The sequence below is a fragment of the Micromonospora sp. NPDC050187 genome (assembly GCF_044459745.1).
In the GTDB taxonomy this organism is placed as follows: Bacteria; Actinomycetota; Actinomycetes; order Mycobacteriales; family Micromonosporaceae; genus Micromonospora.
In genome coordinates this window covers 57,059-73,267 of the sequence record NZ_JBITJH010000015.1, presented here as the reverse complement: position 1 = coordinate 73,267, position 16,209 = coordinate 57,059, and the positions used below count along the sequence as shown (strand labels likewise).

The window sequence follows — 16,209 nt, the reverse complement described above, 5'->3', positions numbered from 1 at the left end:
TCACGCCTCCAGGTCCGACAGGATGCTCGGTAGGTTCACAGCGTTTGTCGCGACCGCTGCGGGGGTGGTGTCGAGGTGCTCCAGCAGCCCGTCGACGTACGAGACGTCCACCCGGACCTTCTGCACCCGGCCGTCGACGTCCCGCATGACGAACTCCCGGAACCCGAGCCGGGTGGCCGACGACGCGTCGGCGGCCGACAGGGAGGCCAGGGTCGCCTCGTAGCCGTCGTCGACCGGCACCCGGAGCAGCCGGAGTGCCTCGGAGGCGATCTCGGCGTCCTCGGCGATCCGGCCCACGAAGACCGTGGAGACGAGGTTCTGCACGTCCAGCCCGAGGATGTCGCGCGGATTCTGCGATGCGACCAGCGCGGCGAGGTTCCACTTACGGGAGTCACGGGCGAGTCGGACCAGGAACGACCGGCCGGAACGCCAGCCCTCCATGAAGTGGGCCTCGTCCAGGCCGACCAGCTTGCGGGAGGACATCGAGCCGCCGTAGCAGCGGCGTACCGCGAGCCGGTGAGCGGTGTGCAGCATCGGCAGGGCCAGCGACTCCTCGGCCGACCAGTACTCACGCTCGATCTTGAGGTCGGGGAGACGCAGCCCGGCCATGGTGATCACGGTGAGCGCGGCGTCGGCACCGAGTAACCCCTCCGGCGGACGGCCGAAGAAGAGCAGCGCCAGCGGCATCTCGGCGGTGTCCAGGAGGAGGTTCGCCAGCTCCTTGCCGGCGTCGTCGTCGAGTTGGCCGAGACAGGCGACTACGTCGTCCAGGGTGGACGTCTCCTCGGCCGGCACCTGGCGGACCGCGTGCCGGAACAGGGTGGCGGTGGACGCCTCCCGGGCAACCTGGGGCGGCACCAGCATCATGCAGATGTCCTGCACCAGCATGCGCCGTTCGGCCCGGGCGTTGGAGACCGCGATCTCGAACTCCCGGTCCCCCGCCGGGCCGCTGGCGAACTCCGTCCGCAGCGGCGTCGGGATGAGCGAGTACGGCGCGAGCGTGCCGTGCTCCGACCCGGTCAGGTTGAGCACCCGGGAGTACGGCCGCAGCTCGGGCATGTTGCAGAGCCGGGCCAGCGGACCGGACGGGTCGAGCAGGGTCACCTGGACGCCCCGCCGGGCGGCGAGGTAGCCGAGCGCGCCCAGCAGGGTCGACTTGCCACCGCCCGGCTCGGCGACGAAGACGGCCAGACCGGAGCGTTCCCGTACCTCCATCGGGAAGTGCATGTCGAGGAAGACCGGTCGGCGGCAGGTGCCGGCGGTCCGTCCGATCAGGTCGCCGCGTCGGTCGCCGACCGTGGAGGCGGCCTGCGGCAGGGCGGCGGCGAGCAGGTTGACCGGCATCCGGCGGACGTATCCGGTGTTGGCGATCGGCTCGCCGGGGATGAACTCCCGCGCCAGCCAGTCCTGGTTCTTCGGATGCTGGAGCGAGATGCGCAGCTCGCGCGAGTAGAGCTGGATCAGCCGGCGCGCCCGCTCCAGGCACTCCTCCCGGGTCCGGCCACCGACGGCGATCCGGTGCCAGCCGTGCGCGCGGGCCGAGTCCACCGGCAGGCCGGTGGTCATCTCGTCGCCGATCACCAGGGCCCGCTTGGCGAGGCGTTCCAACTCGGGCGGGGCGTCGATGCCGTGCTCGGCGTAGTCGAGCTGTTGGGAGCGGATCATCCGCAGCCGGTGTTCGAGGTTCCGGAAGGAGTCGCCGGAGCCGAGGATGTCGACCCGGGTGGAGATCTCCATCGGCCAGGGCAGCCGCTCGTGGAAGTGCAGCCACGGCTCGTGCTTCTCGGGGATCTCCAGCGGTTCCATCCGGCCGACGGCGAGCACGGCGACGTGCCGTTCCTCGCCGGTCATCCGGTTGACCAGCTTGACCGTGGACCCGTACGGGGTGCGGTACCGCTCCACCTGCTCGGTCAGGGCGAGCAGGTCACCGCGTTCCCAGTGTCCGTTGGTCACCGGGGAGAGTGCCCCGGGCGGTGCCATGCAGAGCGCCACCGAGCGGTAGAGGAGCCACTCCAGTTCCTGGGCGGTGACCCGCCGGCCGCGCATGCCGAACGCGGCGAGCACCTCGTCGAATTGCTCCACCGTCCGGCCCAGCTTGCGCCGCTCGCCGTCGGCGGTGCCGCGGCCGAAGGTGCGCAGCAGGCGTTCGGTCAGCGAGTCGCCCAGCGACCGGCGGGCGAAGGTCACGCCGAGATACGTCTGCCCCTCGGCGTGGTTGACCGAGAGCAGGTGCCGCTGCGCGGCGACCAGGTGGTCGGCCCAACCCGGGGTGCCGGACACGTCCGGCAGCGGGGCCGGCGTGTACGAGTCGATGGTGCGGGCCCACTCGTCGGCCGGGAACGGCCGGGTGGTGCGACGCAGGTGCAGCCGGAACCCGGCGAGGCCGGCGTACTGCTCGGAGATCGCCGAGAGCAGGGCCTCCCGTTCGGCGTCGGGACGGAACGCCCAACGCACCTCGGGGAGCCAGTACCACGCGGTGACCGTGTTCGGAGTGAAGGTCAGGTGTCCGGCGATCTCGGTGATGGCCAGCTCGACCGAGGGATCCCGGTCCCCGAACTTGATCTTTGGAGGCCGGATCCGGGTCGGCTTGACCGGCTTGGGCGACTTCTCGCGCTTCTCCCGTCGGCCCTCGGCGGATCGCTGCCGGGGCGGCATGCGACGGTGGCTCGACGACGGCTCCCCGTCGGCGCCGTCCACGGGTGCGGTGGCCGGGGCCGGCTCCGCCGGTGGCCGGGCGACGGGCAGGCGCTCGGTCGGCTGTTCCGGTACGCGCGGCAACACCGCGGGCGGCTCGGGTTCGGTCAGCGCCGCCACCGGGGCGGGCGGTACGGGCTCGGGCACCGGCGCGGCTGGCGGAGCCGGAACGGGCGTCTCGTCGACGGGAACGGCCCGGGTGCGGGGCGGCACCGGAACGGCCCGGGGCGGCTCCACGACGGGGGTGGCCGCCCGAGGCGGCTCCACGGCCGGTGAGGTCGCCCGGGACGCCGCCGGCTCCACGGGCGGGGCGGCGGGCTGGTGCGGGATCGGCAGCGGATCGCGCCCGGGACGCCGCAGCGGCGTCAGGGGCTGCCGGGCGCCCCCCGGTCGGGTGCCGCCGAAGAGGTCCAGGAAGGGGGAGTCGATGTCCGGACTCTCCGGGGCGGGGCGCGGCGGGGCGCTCTCCCCGGTGGGTGGCGTCGGCCGGCCCCGGACCGGCCGGGGTGCCTGGAAGACCCCGACCCCGCCGTGCCCGGGGCTGGTGGCCAGCGCCGGGTCGAGGCTCACCTCGCCGGACTGCTCCTCCGGCGGGTAGTCGAACGAGCGCGCACGGTGACCGTGCGGGGCGGTCTGATGTCCTGCCGGGTACGACTGCCCCGGCGTCGATGGACGGTTCATTCGATCGCCTCGCCCGGATCACTCGACCGTCTGATCGGCGTACGCCCGGTCATGCCAGCTCCTCCCGGATCCTGATCCGGCTGCCGACCAGGCGCGGGTCGCGTAGTTCGGCCGCCGGCTCCCGGGTACGCCGCCAGTCGGTCAGCGCGGTGCGGATCACCATGCGCGCCGGCCGGTCCGGATCGACGTACCGGAAGATGAACGAGGTCGTCACGATGGCGAGCGCGATCTCCCAGGCCGGGAAGAGCTCGACCTTCAGCGTGAACAACCAGTGGATGAACATGTAGAGGGGGACGAGCAGCATGAACAGGCCGTACTGCGCGTACGGCAGGTGAACGGGGAGGGTGTACCCGGGCGGGCCGAGGTAGACCAGGCGGGCCCGGTAGATGTCGTCGTCGGTGCGCAGCCGCATCTCGTGCCCGCGCCTATTCGAAGATCAGTTCGATCAGGTAGTCACCGACGAAGAAGAGCGTAGCGGCGCCGGCGATGAAGGCGAGCCCGACGATGGCGATGGCCGAGCTGGTCAGCACCTTCGAGATCTCGCCCCGGCTGGCTCGGCCGATGAAGATGACGCCCAGCACCGCGAGGAGGATGGGCGCGATCTTGCTGGCGAAGAAGGAGACGACACCGTCGGTGTTGATCCCCTTGGGGGCCGGCTCGGCGAGCGGGGTCGACGCCAGGGCGTGGAACATCGGGGCGACAGCTGTCGACACCGTGTCCACGAGCTCTGTGGCGATCACTGGAAACCTCCCCATGGCGCGGCCGGCGGAGCCGCTGCGGTACTCGGGTGAACCTGATGGGACTGCGCGTTCCGGGCGCGTCGTCGCTGACGCTGCGTCCGTGCCCCACCACGCTAGGTGGCAGGCTTTGGGCGGATTTCCCCGCTTTGGCCCTCCCTCCGGGCTTCGGTCGCTCAGTGCCGAAGCAATTCCAAAGCGTACGGGCCGCCCCTCTTTGGAACAAGCGGCGAAGAGTATGCCCGCTTCGCCCCCGGCGACCGATCGTACACCTGTTCCAATTCGCTCGTCAGGGGCGTGCGGAATCGCCCCCGGCCGGGCCTTGGCTCCCGGCGTGGCGGGTACGGTGCAGCGGTGACCGATCTGGTAAGGGCGGACGGCCCGGTCGTGATGGGCGTCCTCAACGTCACGCCCGACTCCTTCTCCGACGGCGGCCGGTACGCCGACGTCGACGCCGCCGTCCGGCACGGGGTGCGACTGCACGCCACCGGTGCGCACCTGGTCGACGTGGGCGGCGAGTCGACCCGTCCCGGCGCGGACCGGGTCGACGCGGCGAGCGAGACGGCCCGGGTGCTGCCGGTCGTCCGGGAACTCGCCGCCGCCGGGGTGCCGGTCAGTATCGACACCACCCGGGCCCGGGTCGCCGAGGCCGTGCTGGCCGCCGGCGCGGCCGTGGTCAACGACGTCTCCGGCGGCCTGGCCGACCCGGACATGGCACGCGTGGTCCGCGACGCCGGCTGCCCCTGGGTGCTGATGCACTGGCGCGGCCACTCCCGGGGCATGGGCGCCCTGGCCACCTACACGGACGTGGTGGCCGACGTCCGGGCCGAACTGGCCGGACGCGTCGAGGACGCGCTGCGGGCCGGGGTGGCGGAGGACCGGATCGTCGTCGACCCCGGCCTCGGTTTCGCCAAGACGGCCGCCCACAACTGGGAACTCACCGCCCGCCTGTCCGAGCTGCTGACCCTCGGCTTCCCGCTGCTCTTCGGCGCGAGCCGGAAGTCGTACCTCGGTCGGCTGCTCGCCGCGCCGGACGGCGAACCCCGGCCGACCGACGGCCGGGAGGCGGCGACCATCGCCACCAGCGTGCTCGCGGTGGCCGCCGGCGCCTGGGGGGTGCGGGTGCACGACGTACGGGGCACGGTCGACGCGCTCGCCGTCTGGCGGGCCAGCGGCCGGCCCCGACTGGCCCCACCGGCGCGCAACGGGTCGGGCGGCACAGTCACCACGGATCGCGGGGAAGAAGGAGCGGCATGAGCGACCGGATCACGCTGACCGGACTGCGGGCCCGGGGCCGGCACGGCGTCTACGACTTCGAGCGGGAGCAGGGACAGGAGTTCGTGGTCGACACCGTTCTCGAACTCGACCTCGCCCCGGCGGCCCGCTCCGACGAGGTGACCGACACCGTCCACTACGGCGAACTGGCCGGCCGGCTGGTCGCCGTGGTCACCGGCGAGCCGGTCAACCTGATCGAGACCCTCGCCGACCGGCTGCTCGACGTCTGCCTGGCCGATCCCCGGGTCGCCGCCGCCACGGTGACCGTGCACAAGCCCGAGGCACCGGTACCGCACGCCTTCACCGACGTGGCGGTGACCATGACCCGGACGCGTTCCCGGTGACCCGGGCCGTGCTCTCCCTGGGCAGCAACCTCGACGACCGGCTGACCAACCTGCGGACCGCCGTGGCCTGTCTCGGCGAGGCGGTCCGGGTGGTGTCCGGGGTGTACGAGACCCCGCCCTGGGGCGACACCGACCAGCCGATGTACCTGAACGCGGTGCTGCTGGCGGAGGACCCGACCGCCACCGCGCGCGACTGGCTGGACCGGGCCCGGGACGCCGAGCGGTCGGCCGGGCGTCTCCGTGACCCGCGGCGTCGGTTCGGGCCCCGCACCCTGGACGTCGACGTGGTGGCCGTCTGGGACGACGCGGGCGAGCCGGTGCTCAGCGACGACCCCGACCTGACCCTGCCCCACCCCCGCGCCCATCTGCGCGCGTTCGTGCTGCGCCCGTGGATCGACATCCAGCCGTACGGGCAGCTGCCGGGGCACGGCTGGCTCACCGACCTGCTCACCGCCGAGCCGGTGGCCGGGGACGCCCTGGAACTGCGTGCCCGACCGGATCTGACGTTAGAGTCGACGGCATGACCCAGCGGAGCCGGGCGGCATGACCGTGCCACAGTCCCCACCCCCGCGCGGGCCGGCACCCGACCGTGACCGGATGGGCCCGACCCGACCGGCCACCCTCCTGGTGGCCGGGCTCGCTGCCGCGGCGCTGGCCTGGCTGCTGATCAGCTTCCTCTACGGAGACCTGCCGGATCTTCCCTGGTTGCCGGTGATCACCCTGGCCGGGCTCGCCGTGCTCGAGGGGTACGCGGCGGTCAACACCAGGGGACGGATCGAGCGCAAGCCCGGCCGGGACCCGGTCAACCCGCTCCTGGTGGCCCGGTTCGTGGTGCTGGCGAAGGCGTCCGCGTTGGCCGGTGCGATCTTCGCCGGTTTCTACGCCGGACTGGCCGGTTGGCTCTTCGTGGAGAGCACCCGGGCGGCGACCGAGGACCGCCCGGCGGCCCTGGCCGGGTTGGTCGCCTCGTTGGCGCTGGTCGCGGCGGCTCTCTGGCTGGAACGCTCCTGCCGGGTGCCTCAACGGCCGGACGACGAACGCGAGCCCGACGACCGGGAGAACCGGCACATCCATTGATCACGGGGTTACGCCTTCGCCCGGGCGCGGGTACGGTGCCTGCGACCGGGTAGTCAAGGCCGACCCCGGTCCACGCGCTCCGGTCCGCCCTGCGCCGGGCCGGGCCGGTCGGCGACCGTGGGAGGCGTGCGTCAATGGGGTACGACCAGCCGGGCCGGGGTGAGTCCGTCGATCGGCACCAGTCCGGACCGGCCACAACCGTCGTGCCCGAACTGCCGCCGGTAGCCGAACCCGGTCCCGACCGGGTCGCCGTGCACGTCGCCTGGGAGGCCGTCCTCGCGGGCACGGTGGGCGTCCTCGGCCTGCTGCTCTGGCTCCAGGAACCACGGGTTCTGCGCGGCGACGGACTGCGGGAACTCCTCGTCGGCGTGGTCGGGCTCGGCCTGCTCGCGCTCGCGGCCGGGCTGAGCCTGCGGACCGCCGCCCCGAACCTGGCGATCGGTCCGGTCGCGGTTGCCGCCGCCCTGCACTTCGCCGAGCAGGGCGACCGGGGGACGACCGAGGCGGTCGTGCCGGCCGTGGTGGCGGCCGTCCTCGGTGGGCTGGTCCTGGCGATGTTCGTGGTGCTGCTGCACGTGCCCGCCTGGGCGGCCAGCCTGGCCGCCGCGGCCGGGCTGGCGGTGTACATCGAGCGTCGGCAGGTGCCGGTGCTGGTCCAGGCCCACTACGACCCCCGCCACAACGCCTACCAGCTCTTCGCCGGTCTCCTGGCGGTCGCCGTCCTCGGTGGCCTGTTCGGCGCGATCCGACCGGTGCGTGGACTGGTGGGCCGGTTCCGGCCGGTCGATGATCCGGCACGCCGGCGGGGGACGGTGGCCGCCCTGGTCACCGGCGGCGCGCTGATCGGCTCCACGGTGCTGGCGATGCTGGCCGGTGTGCTGCTCGCCGCGAACGGCTCCGACCGGGTCGTACCCGAACCCGGTCTGGACTGGACGGCGCTCGGCCTCGGCATGGCCCTGCTCGGCGGGACGAGTGCCTTCGGCCGGCGCGGTGGCGTGAGCGGAACGATGCTGGTGGTCGTCCTGGCCGGTCTCTTCTTCGCGTACGTCGACGCGGCCGGCCACGAGATCAGCCGCTGGGCGGTGGCCGGGTCGGCGCTCGCCGTCGGCCTGGTCGTCACCCGCATGGTCGAGACGTACGGCCGACCACGGCCGGCGACCGGGGAGCCGCCCGATCCCGGGCCGGGCGGGGACCCCACGACCAGCTCGGGCTGGACCCTGTCGGGCGCGGGCACGTACGACGGCCCCTGGCCCCCGGCACTGCCGGCCCGCTCCACCGAGGACCCGGTCGATCCGTGGGGGCGCTGGGACGGCGAGCGGGACCGGTGGCGCGGTGACCGTGAGTGACTCGACGCGCCGACGCTGATTCCGCCGGTTAGGCTCGCCGCATGACCGAATCATCGTCGCCGGATCCGGGCCGTTCCTTCGCCGAGCTGGACGCGCTCTCCACCGAGGAGCTTCGCGAGCAGGCGTTCGCCCTGGCCAGGGAGCGCCGGGACGTCGCCTTCTTCTGGTCCGTCCTGCGGCACCTGCCCAACGCCGACGAGGCGGCGGTGCTCGACGGCGCGCCCAACTCGGTCGGGCCGACGATCGACGAGGCGGCGGCGCTGTGGCGGGAACTGACCGGCCACGGTTACGAGGAGTCCGCGCCGCTGCTGCGGGCCGCCTTCATCGACTACCTGATGAAGCACTGAACCGACCCGCACGGTGAAACGACCGGCCTTCAGGTTTGCCCGGCCCGGCCGGCCGGGAACTGGTCGTGGCATGCCGTTGACCAGCCGGGCCGGGGTCGACCGTCGCCGGAGCACCGCGACGGGCACCGGCACCCTCGCCGCGCTCGTCCTCGTCGCTGTCTGCGGGAGTCCCAGCTACGTCCGGTGGGCCGGGGACGGCACCGATCCGAACTCGGCCTCCGGCTGGTTCCTGCGCCTGCTCGCCTGGCCGAGCTGGCGGTTCGACTCGGACCGTCCGGTCGAGACGCTGTTCACCGACGGGCTGCGCGCCCTGCTGGTGGTCGTCCTGGCCGCGATCCTGCTCTACCTGCTGCCCGGCCCGCAGACCGCCCCGGCGGCGGGGCTGTTCAGTCAGCTCTTCTCCGGCTGGGGCGCGTACGTGTTCGCGGCCGGATTCGCCGCACTGCTCAGTTCCCTGTTCGGGGCGGACTCGTCGCTGTTCGTGGCGGTGCAGGCCGCCGGCACCGGGGCCGCGTACGGCTTCTTCGCCGGCTGGATCGTCGGCATCGCCAGCCTCGGCGGACGGGCCTGACCGGGACGGCGGCGACCCGCCCCGAGCCGACAAGGGCAACCCCCGAGCCGACCAGGCCAACCCGGGGCGACAAGGGCAACCCCGGGCGACCAGGCCGACTCCCAGCCGACGAGGCCCCGCCCCGCCGGTGGGCCGGTCAGTGCTCCGGCCGGCCCAGGTCCAGCAGTTGCTGCCGGCTCAGCACGCCGACCGGCCCGTCGTCGTCGACCACGACCGCCCGGTCGGCGTTCGAGGTCAGCAGGACGGCCAGTGCGTCGTACGCCGAGCCGCCCAACCGGACCCGGGGCAGGTCGGCTGCCTCCGCGTCGGCCAGCGGGCGCAGCGTGCCACGGGCGACCGGGGTGACCGCCAGCCGGCGGATGCCCCGGTCGGCGCCGACGAAGTCGCGGACGAAGTCCGACGCCGGCGCGCCCAGCACCGCGGCCGGGGTGTCGTACTGTTCCAGCCGGCCGCCCTCGGAGAGCACCGCTATCCGGTCGCCGAGCCGGACCGCCTCGTCCAGGTCGTGGGTGACCAGCACGATGGTCTTGCGTACCTCGGCCTGCAACCGGAGGAACTCCTCCTGCAACCGGGTCCGCACGATCGGGTCCACGGCGGAGAACGGCTCGTCCATCAGCAGCACCACCGGGTCGGCGGCGAGCGCGCGGGCCACCCCGACCCGTTGCCGCTGCCCACCGGAGAGCTCGTGCGGGTAGCGACCGCCGAACTGCGCCGGGTCGAGCCCGACCAGCTCCAGCAGTTCGTCGACCCGACGCCGGCTGCGCTCCTTCGACCAGCCGAGCAGCCGGGGCACGGTGCCGACGTTGGTGCGTACGGTCTGATGCGGGAAGAGACCGACGTTCTGGATCACGTAGCCGATCCGGCGGCGCAGCGTCACCGGGTCGACCCGGGTGACGTCGTCGTCGCCGAGGAGGACCCGGCCGGAGGTCGGCTCGACCAGCCGGTTGATCATCCGGAGCACGGTCGATTTCCCGCAGCCCGAGGGGCCGATCAGCACGACGAGTTCGCCGGCCCGTACCTCCAGGCTCAGGTCACGTACCGCCTCGGTGCCGCCCGGGTAGCGCTTGCCGATCCCGTCCAGGGTGATCGACGCGGCACCGCCGGCCGGGCCGGTCGCGCGGTCGACGACGGGAACGGGGTCCGGGGTAACGTCCACGCATGTCCTTCCGCCTGAGCTACCGGGCCGATCCGGGTAACCCGTGGTTCTCCTGGCAGTACGTGCGGGACAACTCCGACACCATCGCCGCCGCGCTGGGGGAGCACGCCTCGCTGACCGCCCGCGCGGTGGTGATCGCCGCGCTGGTGGCCCTGCCACTGGCGGTGGCGGCGTACTGGTTCCGGCCGCTCACCGGCCCGATTCTCGCACTGACCGGTGTGCTCTACACGATCCCGTCCCTGGCGCTGTTCGCCTTCCTCGCGCCGTACCTGGGAATCGGGGCGGTGACCGTACTCAGCGTGGTGGTGTTGTACGCGCTGCTGGTCATCGTGCGCAACACGGTGGCCGGTCTCCACCAGGTGCCGTCGGAGGTCCGGGAGGCCGCCCAGGGCATGGGGTACGGCCGCTGGGGTCGACTGTTCCGGGTGGAGCTGCCGCTCGCGCTGCCCGGCATCCTCACCGGACTGCGACTCGCCACCGTCTCCACGGTCGCGCTGGTGACGGTGGGCGTGGTGGTCGGTCGCGGCGGGCTGGGCCAGCTGATCTTCGCCGGCTTCCAGAACAACTTCTACAAGGCGCAGATCATGACCGGCACCCTGCTCTGCGTGCTGCTGGCGCTCGTGCTCGACCTGGTGCTGGCCGGGGTCGGCCGGCTGCTCACCCCCTGGCTGCGGAGGACCACCCCATGAGCGCGATCGGACAGGCGGTGCTCTGGCTCAACGACCCGCTGAACTGGACCAATTCCGGAGGCGTGCTGGACCGGCTCGGGGAGCACCTGACCATGTCGGCGGCGGCCGTCGTCCTCGGCTGCCTGGTGGCCTGGCCGGTCGGCTTCTGGCTCGGGCACACCGGACGGGGCGGTGGCCTGGTGGTGCTCGTCTCCAACGTGACGCTCGCCGTGCCGACGCTCGCCCTGCTGACCATCCTGCCGTTGACCTTCCTCGGTTTCGGGCAGCCGTCGGTGGTGGTCGCGCTGGCCGTCTTCGCCGTGCCGCCGCTGCTGGCGAACGCGTACACCGGGATCCGGCAGGCGGATCCGGAGGCCCGCGACGCGGCCCGGGGCATGGGCTTCTCCGGGTGGCAGGTGCTGCGCCGGGTGGAGCTGCCGTTGGCGGTGCCGTACCTCGCGGCCGGGTTCCGTACCGCCGCCGTCCAGGTGGTCGCCACTGCGGCCCTGGCCAGCTTCGTCAACGGCGGGGGGCTGGGCCAGATCATCCGGGCCGGTTTCGGCCTGGACATCGCGGCCGGCGGCGGTCAGATCCTCGCCGGCGGAGTGCTGGTGGCCGGACTGGCGATCCTGGTCGAGCTGCTCCTGGCCCTGGTCGAACGGCTGGTCACCCCACGTCCGCTGCGCCGCGCCCGGCGCGGGGCCGGCCGCCGCGCGGCGAGCGCCGTGGCCGGCGGCTGACCCGTCCCGGCGCTCTCCGCCCCGTTCCGGTGCCCTGAACGACGTCGGACCGACCGACGGGTGACGATCCGGCGACAAAATTTGCCGCGCGGGTTGTCCCTCCGCCGCCGAAAGTGTTTCGTGGAACTTCTGCGAGTGCGCCTCGCGTGAATCCGCGAGGATGTCTCGTGGGGTTCCCGCGAGAGACCGACGCGGAGAACGGACACACGGGCGGCAGGACGATCGCCCGTCGGACACGCGGCCGGCCCGGACGGGTCGCGCCGGGACACAGGAGGCGGGCTGATGCTGCGCGCACGTACTCGACTGGCGATCGGCGCAGTGGGCGCCCTCGCCGCGGCCGGAATCCTCACCGGCTGCGGTGACGCGGGCTCCTCCGGCACCGAGGCTCCCGAGGCCGGGGCCTCCGGCGCGGGCTGCGCCCCGGTCGCCGGTGACCAGCTGGTCGTCCTCGACGACGACAAGAAGCTCCAGAACACCGACAACGTCATTCCGGCGATCAACGCCAAGGTGGCGAACCCGCAGCTCGTGGCCGCGCTCGACAAGGTCTCGGCGGCGCTGGACACGCCGAAGCTGATCGCGCTGAACAAGGCCGTCGACGTGGACCGCAAGACCCCCAAGGCAGCCGCCGAGGAGTTCGCCACGGCGAACAACCTGACCGACGGCATCGCCAAGGGGCCCGGTGGCCCGATCGTGGTCGGGGCGGCCAACTTCAGCGAGAACCAGACCCTCGGCGAGCTGTACCGGATCGTGCTCACCGCCGCCGGATACCAGGTGAAGGTGCAGCAGATCGGCAGCCGGGAGCTGTACGAGCCGGCCCTGGAGAAGGGCGAGATCCAGGTGGTCCCGGAGTACGCGGCGACCCTGGCCGAGTTCCTCAACACCAAGGCTAACGGCAAGGACGCCCAGCCGGTCTCCTCGCCCGACCTGGAGAAGACCGTGACCGCGCTCAAGGCGGCCGGGGAGAAGGCCGGCCTTACCTTCGGCACGCCCTCGGCCGCCCAGGACCAGAACGCCTTCGCGGTCACCAAGGCCTTCGCCGACAAGTACGGCGTGACCACGCTCACCCAGCTCGCCGAGAAGTGCTCGGGGGCCGACACGGTCCTCGCCGGTCCGCCGGAGTGCCCGCAGCGGCCGAAGTGCCAGGCAGGCCTCGTCGAGGTCTACAACTTCAAGGCCGGCTCGTTCAGCTCCCTGGACGCGGCCGGCCCGCAGACCAAGAACGCCCTGAAGACCGGTGCCGCCAGCGTGGGCATGGTCCTCTCCTCGGACGGGGCGCTCGCGGCGAGCTGAGTCCGCCCGCGCGTCGGCCCGTCCGGCGCGCGGGTCCGTGCCGTCGGGCCGACGGTGCCCGGTTTCGGGTGCCGTCGGCCTTTTTCGTCCCAGGAATGCTCGGTAGGCTGCACACCCATGCCCGTTCCGGTCCCTTTGGACGACAAACGTGCCCCGTCGCGGCTGACCCTCCTGTTCCGGGCCGGTCTGGCGGTCGCCGCGCTCGCGGCGTTGCTGCTGCTGGTCGCCAACGGCAACGGTCTGCTGCGCGTCGCCGCCGTGCTGGCGATCGCCGCGATGGCCATGATCGGCCTGTCGATCACCCTCCGCCCGGATGCCGCCGCCGAGGTGCGGCAGCTCGCCGACGAGATCGACGAGTTGCGGGCCGAACTCGCCGCCGTCGCCCACTCCGCCCCTCCGGGGGTCGAGCCGGCCCGGTGGCCCGCCGAACCGGCGGCGCCCCAGGGCCGGACCGGCGAGGGACCGCACGTGCCGGCCGCCGAGCCCCGGGCCGGACGGGCGCGGGTGGCGGTGGCCGGCGTGGCCGGGACGGATCCGATCCGACCGGCCGCCGACGAGCCGGAACCGGAGGACGCGGGGCGGGACCACGGCCCGCGTCGGGCCGCCATGACCGACCACCGGTCGGCCGGGTCCGCACCGGGCCGGCGTCGGGCCGGGGACCCGGAGGACGACCGCCGGCCGGTGGACCCGGAGGACGACCGCCGCCGGATCGGGGAGCCGCCGGGCAGCCGGCGTCGCGCGGACGGCCCGGAGGACGGTCGCCGCCGTTCGGCGGAGCCCGCCACCGGGCGTCGACGGGCCCCCGAGCCGGACGGGGAGCCGTACCGCGACCACGGGGCGGCCGAGGACTGGTACGCCGACCAGGAGCCGGCCACCCGGCCCCGCGCCACGTCCGGGTACGCCGCCGAGCGTCCGGCCGGCGGGGTGTACGGCGGGCCGCCGCGTTCCGACGCACCCGACGCCCGTCCCGGGCCCGCGTCCGGTCCGGAGGTGCCGTCCCGCCCGGTCGGCGTGGTGCGGCACACCGAGACCGTCCACGTGACCACCCGGCACACCATCGTCGACGGCGCCGCCCCGGACCGGGGGCCGGGCGACGGCTACGGCCGGTGGACGCCACCGGAGGAGCAGTCCTGGACGGGGCACGGCGGCCCGGAGCGAGACCGGTGGGACGGCTACCCGCCCCGGGAGGACCATGCCCGACCGGGCCGTCCGCGCGGGTCGGCACGGCCGGGGCCCCCGCCGGGACAGCACGACCGCTCCTGGGACGCCCCGCCGACCGGGCCGGGTCCGGACGCAGCGCGGCCCTGGTCCGGCCAGGAAGACCGGTCGGGGCCGGGCGAAACCCAAGACTGGCCCGGTCACGGCGGTGGTCCGGACCCGGACTGGCGAACCTCGGCCGGTGGCCGGTACACCTCCGGTGCCGACGAGCGGTACGCACACCCGGGCGGGGAGCGGTCCGGGCCAACCGGTGGTGACAGCCGGTCCCGGCGGGGCGCGGCGGATCGGGTCCCCGGCCGGGCGTACCCGTCGGCGGAGGCCGGTGCCGACGACTGGTCCGAGGTCTCCGCCGGCGGCAGGTGGGCGTCCGTCCGCGACGACGAGCACGGCCGGGAACTGCGGATGGGCGAACGCCGGGCGGCGGTGCACGCCGACGGCGACGGCACCGAACTGCGGGTGGAGGACCACTGGGCGGCCGTCCGGCGGCCCCGGCGCGGGCACCCGGACGACGGGTACGACCGGGACGAGCCGGGCCGTGGCGCTGGTCCGGAGTACTCCCGCCGGGACGGCCACCGGCCCGACCCGGACCGGGCCCTGCCGCCGGGCGGGGTGCCGGTGCCGGAGCAGTGGCGACCCGCGCGGGGCGGCCGTGGAGCGGACGGATGGTCGACGCCGCGCGGATCCGAGCCGGCACCCGGCTGGTCGACGCCGCCCGCCGAGCCGGAGTGGTCGCCGCCGCGCGACCGGAGGCAGGCCGGCGACTGGCCGGAGCCGTCGTCCCGGGGCCGGCGGTCGGAGCCCGACCCGGACCGGTACGGCCGGCCCTCCCGGGAGCACGGTGGACGCGCCGACGACTCACCGGAACGCTGGCGCTGACCGGACGCCCGCCCCGACCGCTACTTGTCGATGTCGCCGACCACGAAGAACATCGAGCCGAGGATCGCCACGAGGTCGGGCACCAGGCAGCCGGGGATCAGGGTGGCCAACGCCTGCACGTTGGCGTACGACGCGGTGCGCAGCTTCAGCCGCCACGGCGTCTTCTCGCCCCGGGAGACCAGGTAGTAGCCGTTGATGCCGAGCGGGTTCTCGGTCCAGGCGTAGGTGTGCCCCTCGGGAGCCTTGACCACCTTCGGCAGCCGGGTGTTGACCGGTCCGGTGAGCCGGTCCACCCGGTCCAGGCACTGCTGGGCGAGGTCGAGTGAGACGTACACCTGGTCGAGCAGCACCTCGAAGCGGGCGTGGCAGTCCCCGGTGGTGCGGGTGACCACCGGCACGTCCAACTCGCCGTAGGCGAGGTACGGCTCGTCACGGCGCAGGTCGAGGTCGAGCCCGGAGGCGCGGGCGACCGGACCGGACGCGCCGAACGCGGCGGCGTCGGCGGCGGAGAGCACCCCGACCCCGACCGTCCGGGCCAGGAAGATCTCGTTGCGCCGGATCAGGTGGTCCAGGTCGGGCAGGCGGCGGCGTACCTCGTCGATGGCGGCCCGGGCGCGGCCGGTCCAGCCGGCCGGCACCTCCTCCTTGAGCCCACCGACCCGGTTGAACATGTAGTGGATCCGGCCGCCGGAGACCTCCTCCAGCACCGTCTGGAGCGTCTCCCGTTCCCGGAAGGCGTAGAACATCGGGGTGATCGCCCCGATCTCCAGCGGGTACGACCCGAGGAACATCAGGTGGTTGAGCACCCGGTTCAGCTCGGCGAGCGCGGTACGCAGCCAGACCGCCCGCTCCGGCACCTCCAGCCCCATCAGCCGTTCGACGGCGAGCACCACGCCCAACTCGTTCGAGAAGGCCGACAGCCAGTCGTGCCGGTTGGCCAGCACGATGATCTGTCGGTAGTCGCGGACCTCGAAGAGCTTCTCGGCCCCGCGGTGCATGTACCCGACGATCGGCTCGCAGGCGACGACCCGCTCGCCGTCGAGCACCAGCTTGAGTCGGAGCACCCCGTGGGTGGAGGGGTGCTGCGGGCCGATGTTGAGCACCATGTCGGCCGTGTCCAGACCGCTCCCGGTGCCGACGGTCAACTCACGCAGGCTCCCGGCGTCGGTGGTCATGTCCGACATCGTGC

The 16,209-nt window shown here is 73.7% G+C and carries 16 protein-coding genes; 11 read left to right on the top strand and 5 right to left on the bottom strand.

The annotated features are described in order from the left end of the window. The 3 genes from ACIBJE_RS22090 to ACIBJE_RS22080 are packed head-to-tail and all read right to left on the bottom strand — an operon-like array spanning position 1 to position 4,067. Positions 1-3,375, bottom strand: a complete 3,375-nt coding sequence (locus ACIBJE_RS22090; protein WP_396751134.1) for an ATP-binding protein — start codon at positions 3,373-3,375, stop codon at positions 1-3. 49 nt (positions 3,376-3,424) lie between these two features. Then, on the bottom strand, positions 3,425-3,787 hold the full coding sequence (locus ACIBJE_RS22085) for a hypothetical protein (RefSeq protein ID WP_091649219.1): 363 nt from the start codon (positions 3,785-3,787) through the stop codon (positions 3,425-3,427). A 13-nt stretch (positions 3,788-3,800) separates the two neighbouring features. Then, positions 3,801-4,067 carry a hypothetical protein gene (locus ACIBJE_RS22080; protein WP_396751291.1) on the bottom strand — a complete coding sequence of 89 codons (267 nt, stop codon included), beginning with the start codon at positions 4,065-4,067 and terminating at the stop codon, positions 3,801-3,803. 399 nt (positions 4,068-4,466) lie between these two features. On the opposite strand from ACIBJE_RS22080, the gene folP reads away from it, so the two are divergent. The 7 genes from folP to ACIBJE_RS22045 all read left to right on the top strand — a co-directional run bounded on the left by folP (position 4,467) and on the right by ACIBJE_RS22045 (position 9,072). Further along, a complete protein-coding gene (folP, locus tag ACIBJE_RS22075; RefSeq protein ID WP_396751132.1) occupies positions 4,467-5,369 on the top strand; it encodes a dihydropteroate synthase in 903 nt (300 codons plus the stop codon). Further along, entirely contained in the window at positions 5,366-5,731 is a 366-nt protein-coding gene (folB, locus tag ACIBJE_RS22070) for a dihydroneopterin aldolase (protein WP_396751130.1), read from the top strand. The genes folP and folB overlap by 4 nt, the downstream gene beginning before the upstream one ends. Beyond that, the gene (gene folK / locus ACIBJE_RS22065) at positions 5,728-6,255 is read left to right on the top strand and encodes a 2-amino-4-hydroxy-6-hydroxymethyldihydropteridine diphosphokinase (RefSeq protein WP_396751128.1); all 528 of its coding nucleotides are present in this window, start codon (positions 5,728-5,730) and stop codon (positions 6,253-6,255) included. Before folB ends, folK begins: the two co-directional genes overlap by 4 nt. Positions 6,256-6,274: 19 nt before the next feature. Next, complete coding sequence (locus ACIBJE_RS22060; protein WP_396751127.1) at positions 6,275-6,808, top strand: DUF3180 domain-containing protein; 534 nt, start codon at positions 6,275-6,277, stop codon at positions 6,806-6,808. Between the two features lie 134 nt (positions 6,809-6,942). Next, positions 6,943-8,154 (top strand): ABC transporter permease, encoded by a 1,212-nt coding sequence (locus tag ACIBJE_RS22055; protein WP_396751125.1) that lies wholly within the window; start codon positions 6,943-6,945, stop codon positions 8,152-8,154. Between the two features lie 41 nt (positions 8,155-8,195). Then, the gene (locus ACIBJE_RS22050; RefSeq protein WP_396751123.1) at positions 8,196-8,501 is read left to right on the top strand and encodes a hypothetical protein; all 306 of its coding nucleotides are present in this window, start codon (positions 8,196-8,198) and stop codon (positions 8,499-8,501) included. Positions 8,502-8,571: 70 nt separating this feature from the next. Beyond that, positions 8,572-9,072, top strand: coding sequence for a hypothetical protein (locus ACIBJE_RS22045; RefSeq protein WP_396751121.1), 501 nt, complete (start codon positions 8,572-8,574; stop codon positions 9,070-9,072). 136 nt (positions 9,073-9,208) lie between these two features. On the opposite strand, the gene ACIBJE_RS22040 is transcribed toward ACIBJE_RS22045, so the two are convergent. After that, on the bottom strand, positions 9,209-10,228 hold the full coding sequence (locus ACIBJE_RS22040) for an ABC transporter ATP-binding protein (RefSeq protein WP_396751119.1): 1,020 nt from the start codon (positions 10,226-10,228) through the stop codon (positions 9,209-9,211). Positions 10,229-10,230: 2 nt separating this feature from the next. Here ACIBJE_RS22040 and ACIBJE_RS22035 point away from each other — a divergent pair, with 2 nt between their 5' ends. The 4 genes from ACIBJE_RS22035 to ACIBJE_RS22020 all read left to right on the top strand — a co-directional run bounded on the left by ACIBJE_RS22035 (position 10,231) and on the right by ACIBJE_RS22020 (position 15,020). Next, the gene (locus tag ACIBJE_RS22035) at positions 10,231-10,917 is read left to right on the top strand and encodes an ABC transporter permease (RefSeq protein ID WP_396751117.1); all 687 of its coding nucleotides are present in this window, start codon (positions 10,231-10,233) and stop codon (positions 10,915-10,917) included. Further along, a complete protein-coding gene (locus ACIBJE_RS22030; protein ID WP_396751116.1) occupies positions 10,914-11,636 on the top strand; it encodes an ABC transporter permease in 723 nt (240 codons plus the stop codon). Before ACIBJE_RS22035 ends, ACIBJE_RS22030 begins: the two co-directional genes overlap by 4 nt. Before the next feature lie 282 nt (positions 11,637-11,918). Continuing rightward, complete coding sequence (locus ACIBJE_RS22025; protein ID WP_396751114.1) at positions 11,919-12,926, top strand: glycine betaine ABC transporter substrate-binding protein; 1,008 nt, start codon at positions 11,919-11,921, stop codon at positions 12,924-12,926. A gap of 117 nt (positions 12,927-13,043) precedes the next feature. After that, positions 13,044-15,020: a hypothetical protein gene (locus ACIBJE_RS22020; RefSeq protein WP_396751112.1), complete on the top strand. Its 1,977-nt coding sequence runs from the start codon at positions 13,044-13,046 to the stop codon at positions 15,018-15,020. Between the two features lie 20 nt (positions 15,021-15,040). On the opposite strand, the gene ACIBJE_RS22015 is transcribed toward ACIBJE_RS22020, so the two are convergent. After that, entirely contained in the window at positions 15,041-16,204 is a 1,164-nt protein-coding gene (locus ACIBJE_RS22015; protein WP_396751110.1) for an NADH-quinone oxidoreductase subunit D, read from the bottom strand. Positions 16,205-16,209: the final 5 nt, after the last annotated feature.

Coding starts and splice junctions, on each gene's coding strand:
- ACIBJE_RS22085 (WP_091649219.1), bottom strand. CDS start 3,787: ATGCGGCTGCGCACCGACGACGACATCTACCGGGCCCGCCTGGTCTAC.
- ACIBJE_RS22060 (WP_396751127.1), top strand. CDS start 6,275: ATGACCGTGCCACAGTCCCCACCCCCGCGCGGGCCGGCACCCGACCGT.
- ACIBJE_RS22090 (WP_396751134.1), bottom strand. CDS start 3,375: ATGAACCGTCCATCGACGCCGGGGCAGTCGTACCCGGCAGGACATCAG.
- ACIBJE_RS22080 (WP_396751291.1), bottom strand. CDS start 4,067: ATGTTCCACGCCCTGGCGTCGACCCCGCTCGCCGAGCCGGCCCCCAAG.
- ACIBJE_RS22015 (WP_396751110.1), bottom strand. CDS start 16,204: ATGTCGGACATGACCACCGACGCCGGGAGCCTGCGTGAGTTGACCGTC.
- ACIBJE_RS22045 (WP_396751121.1), top strand. CDS start 8,572: ATGCCGTTGACCAGCCGGGCCGGGGTCGACCGTCGCCGGAGCACCGCG.
- ACIBJE_RS22025 (WP_396751114.1), top strand. CDS start 11,919: ATGCTGCGCGCACGTACTCGACTGGCGATCGGCGCAGTGGGCGCCCTC.
- ACIBJE_RS22050 (WP_396751123.1), top strand. CDS start 8,196: ATGACCGAATCATCGTCGCCGGATCCGGGCCGTTCCTTCGCCGAGCTG.
- ACIBJE_RS22020 (WP_396751112.1), top strand. CDS start 13,044: ATGCCCGTTCCGGTCCCTTTGGACGACAAACGTGCCCCGTCGCGGCTG.
- ACIBJE_RS22035 (WP_396751117.1), top strand. CDS start 10,231: ATGTCCTTCCGCCTGAGCTACCGGGCCGATCCGGGTAACCCGTGGTTC.
- ACIBJE_RS22055 (WP_396751125.1), top strand. CDS start 6,943: ATGGGGTACGACCAGCCGGGCCGGGGTGAGTCCGTCGATCGGCACCAG.
- folB (WP_396751130.1), top strand. CDS start 5,366: ATGAGCGACCGGATCACGCTGACCGGACTGCGGGCCCGGGGCCGGCAC.
- ACIBJE_RS22030 (WP_396751116.1), top strand. CDS start 10,914: ATGAGCGCGATCGGACAGGCGGTGCTCTGGCTCAACGACCCGCTGAAC.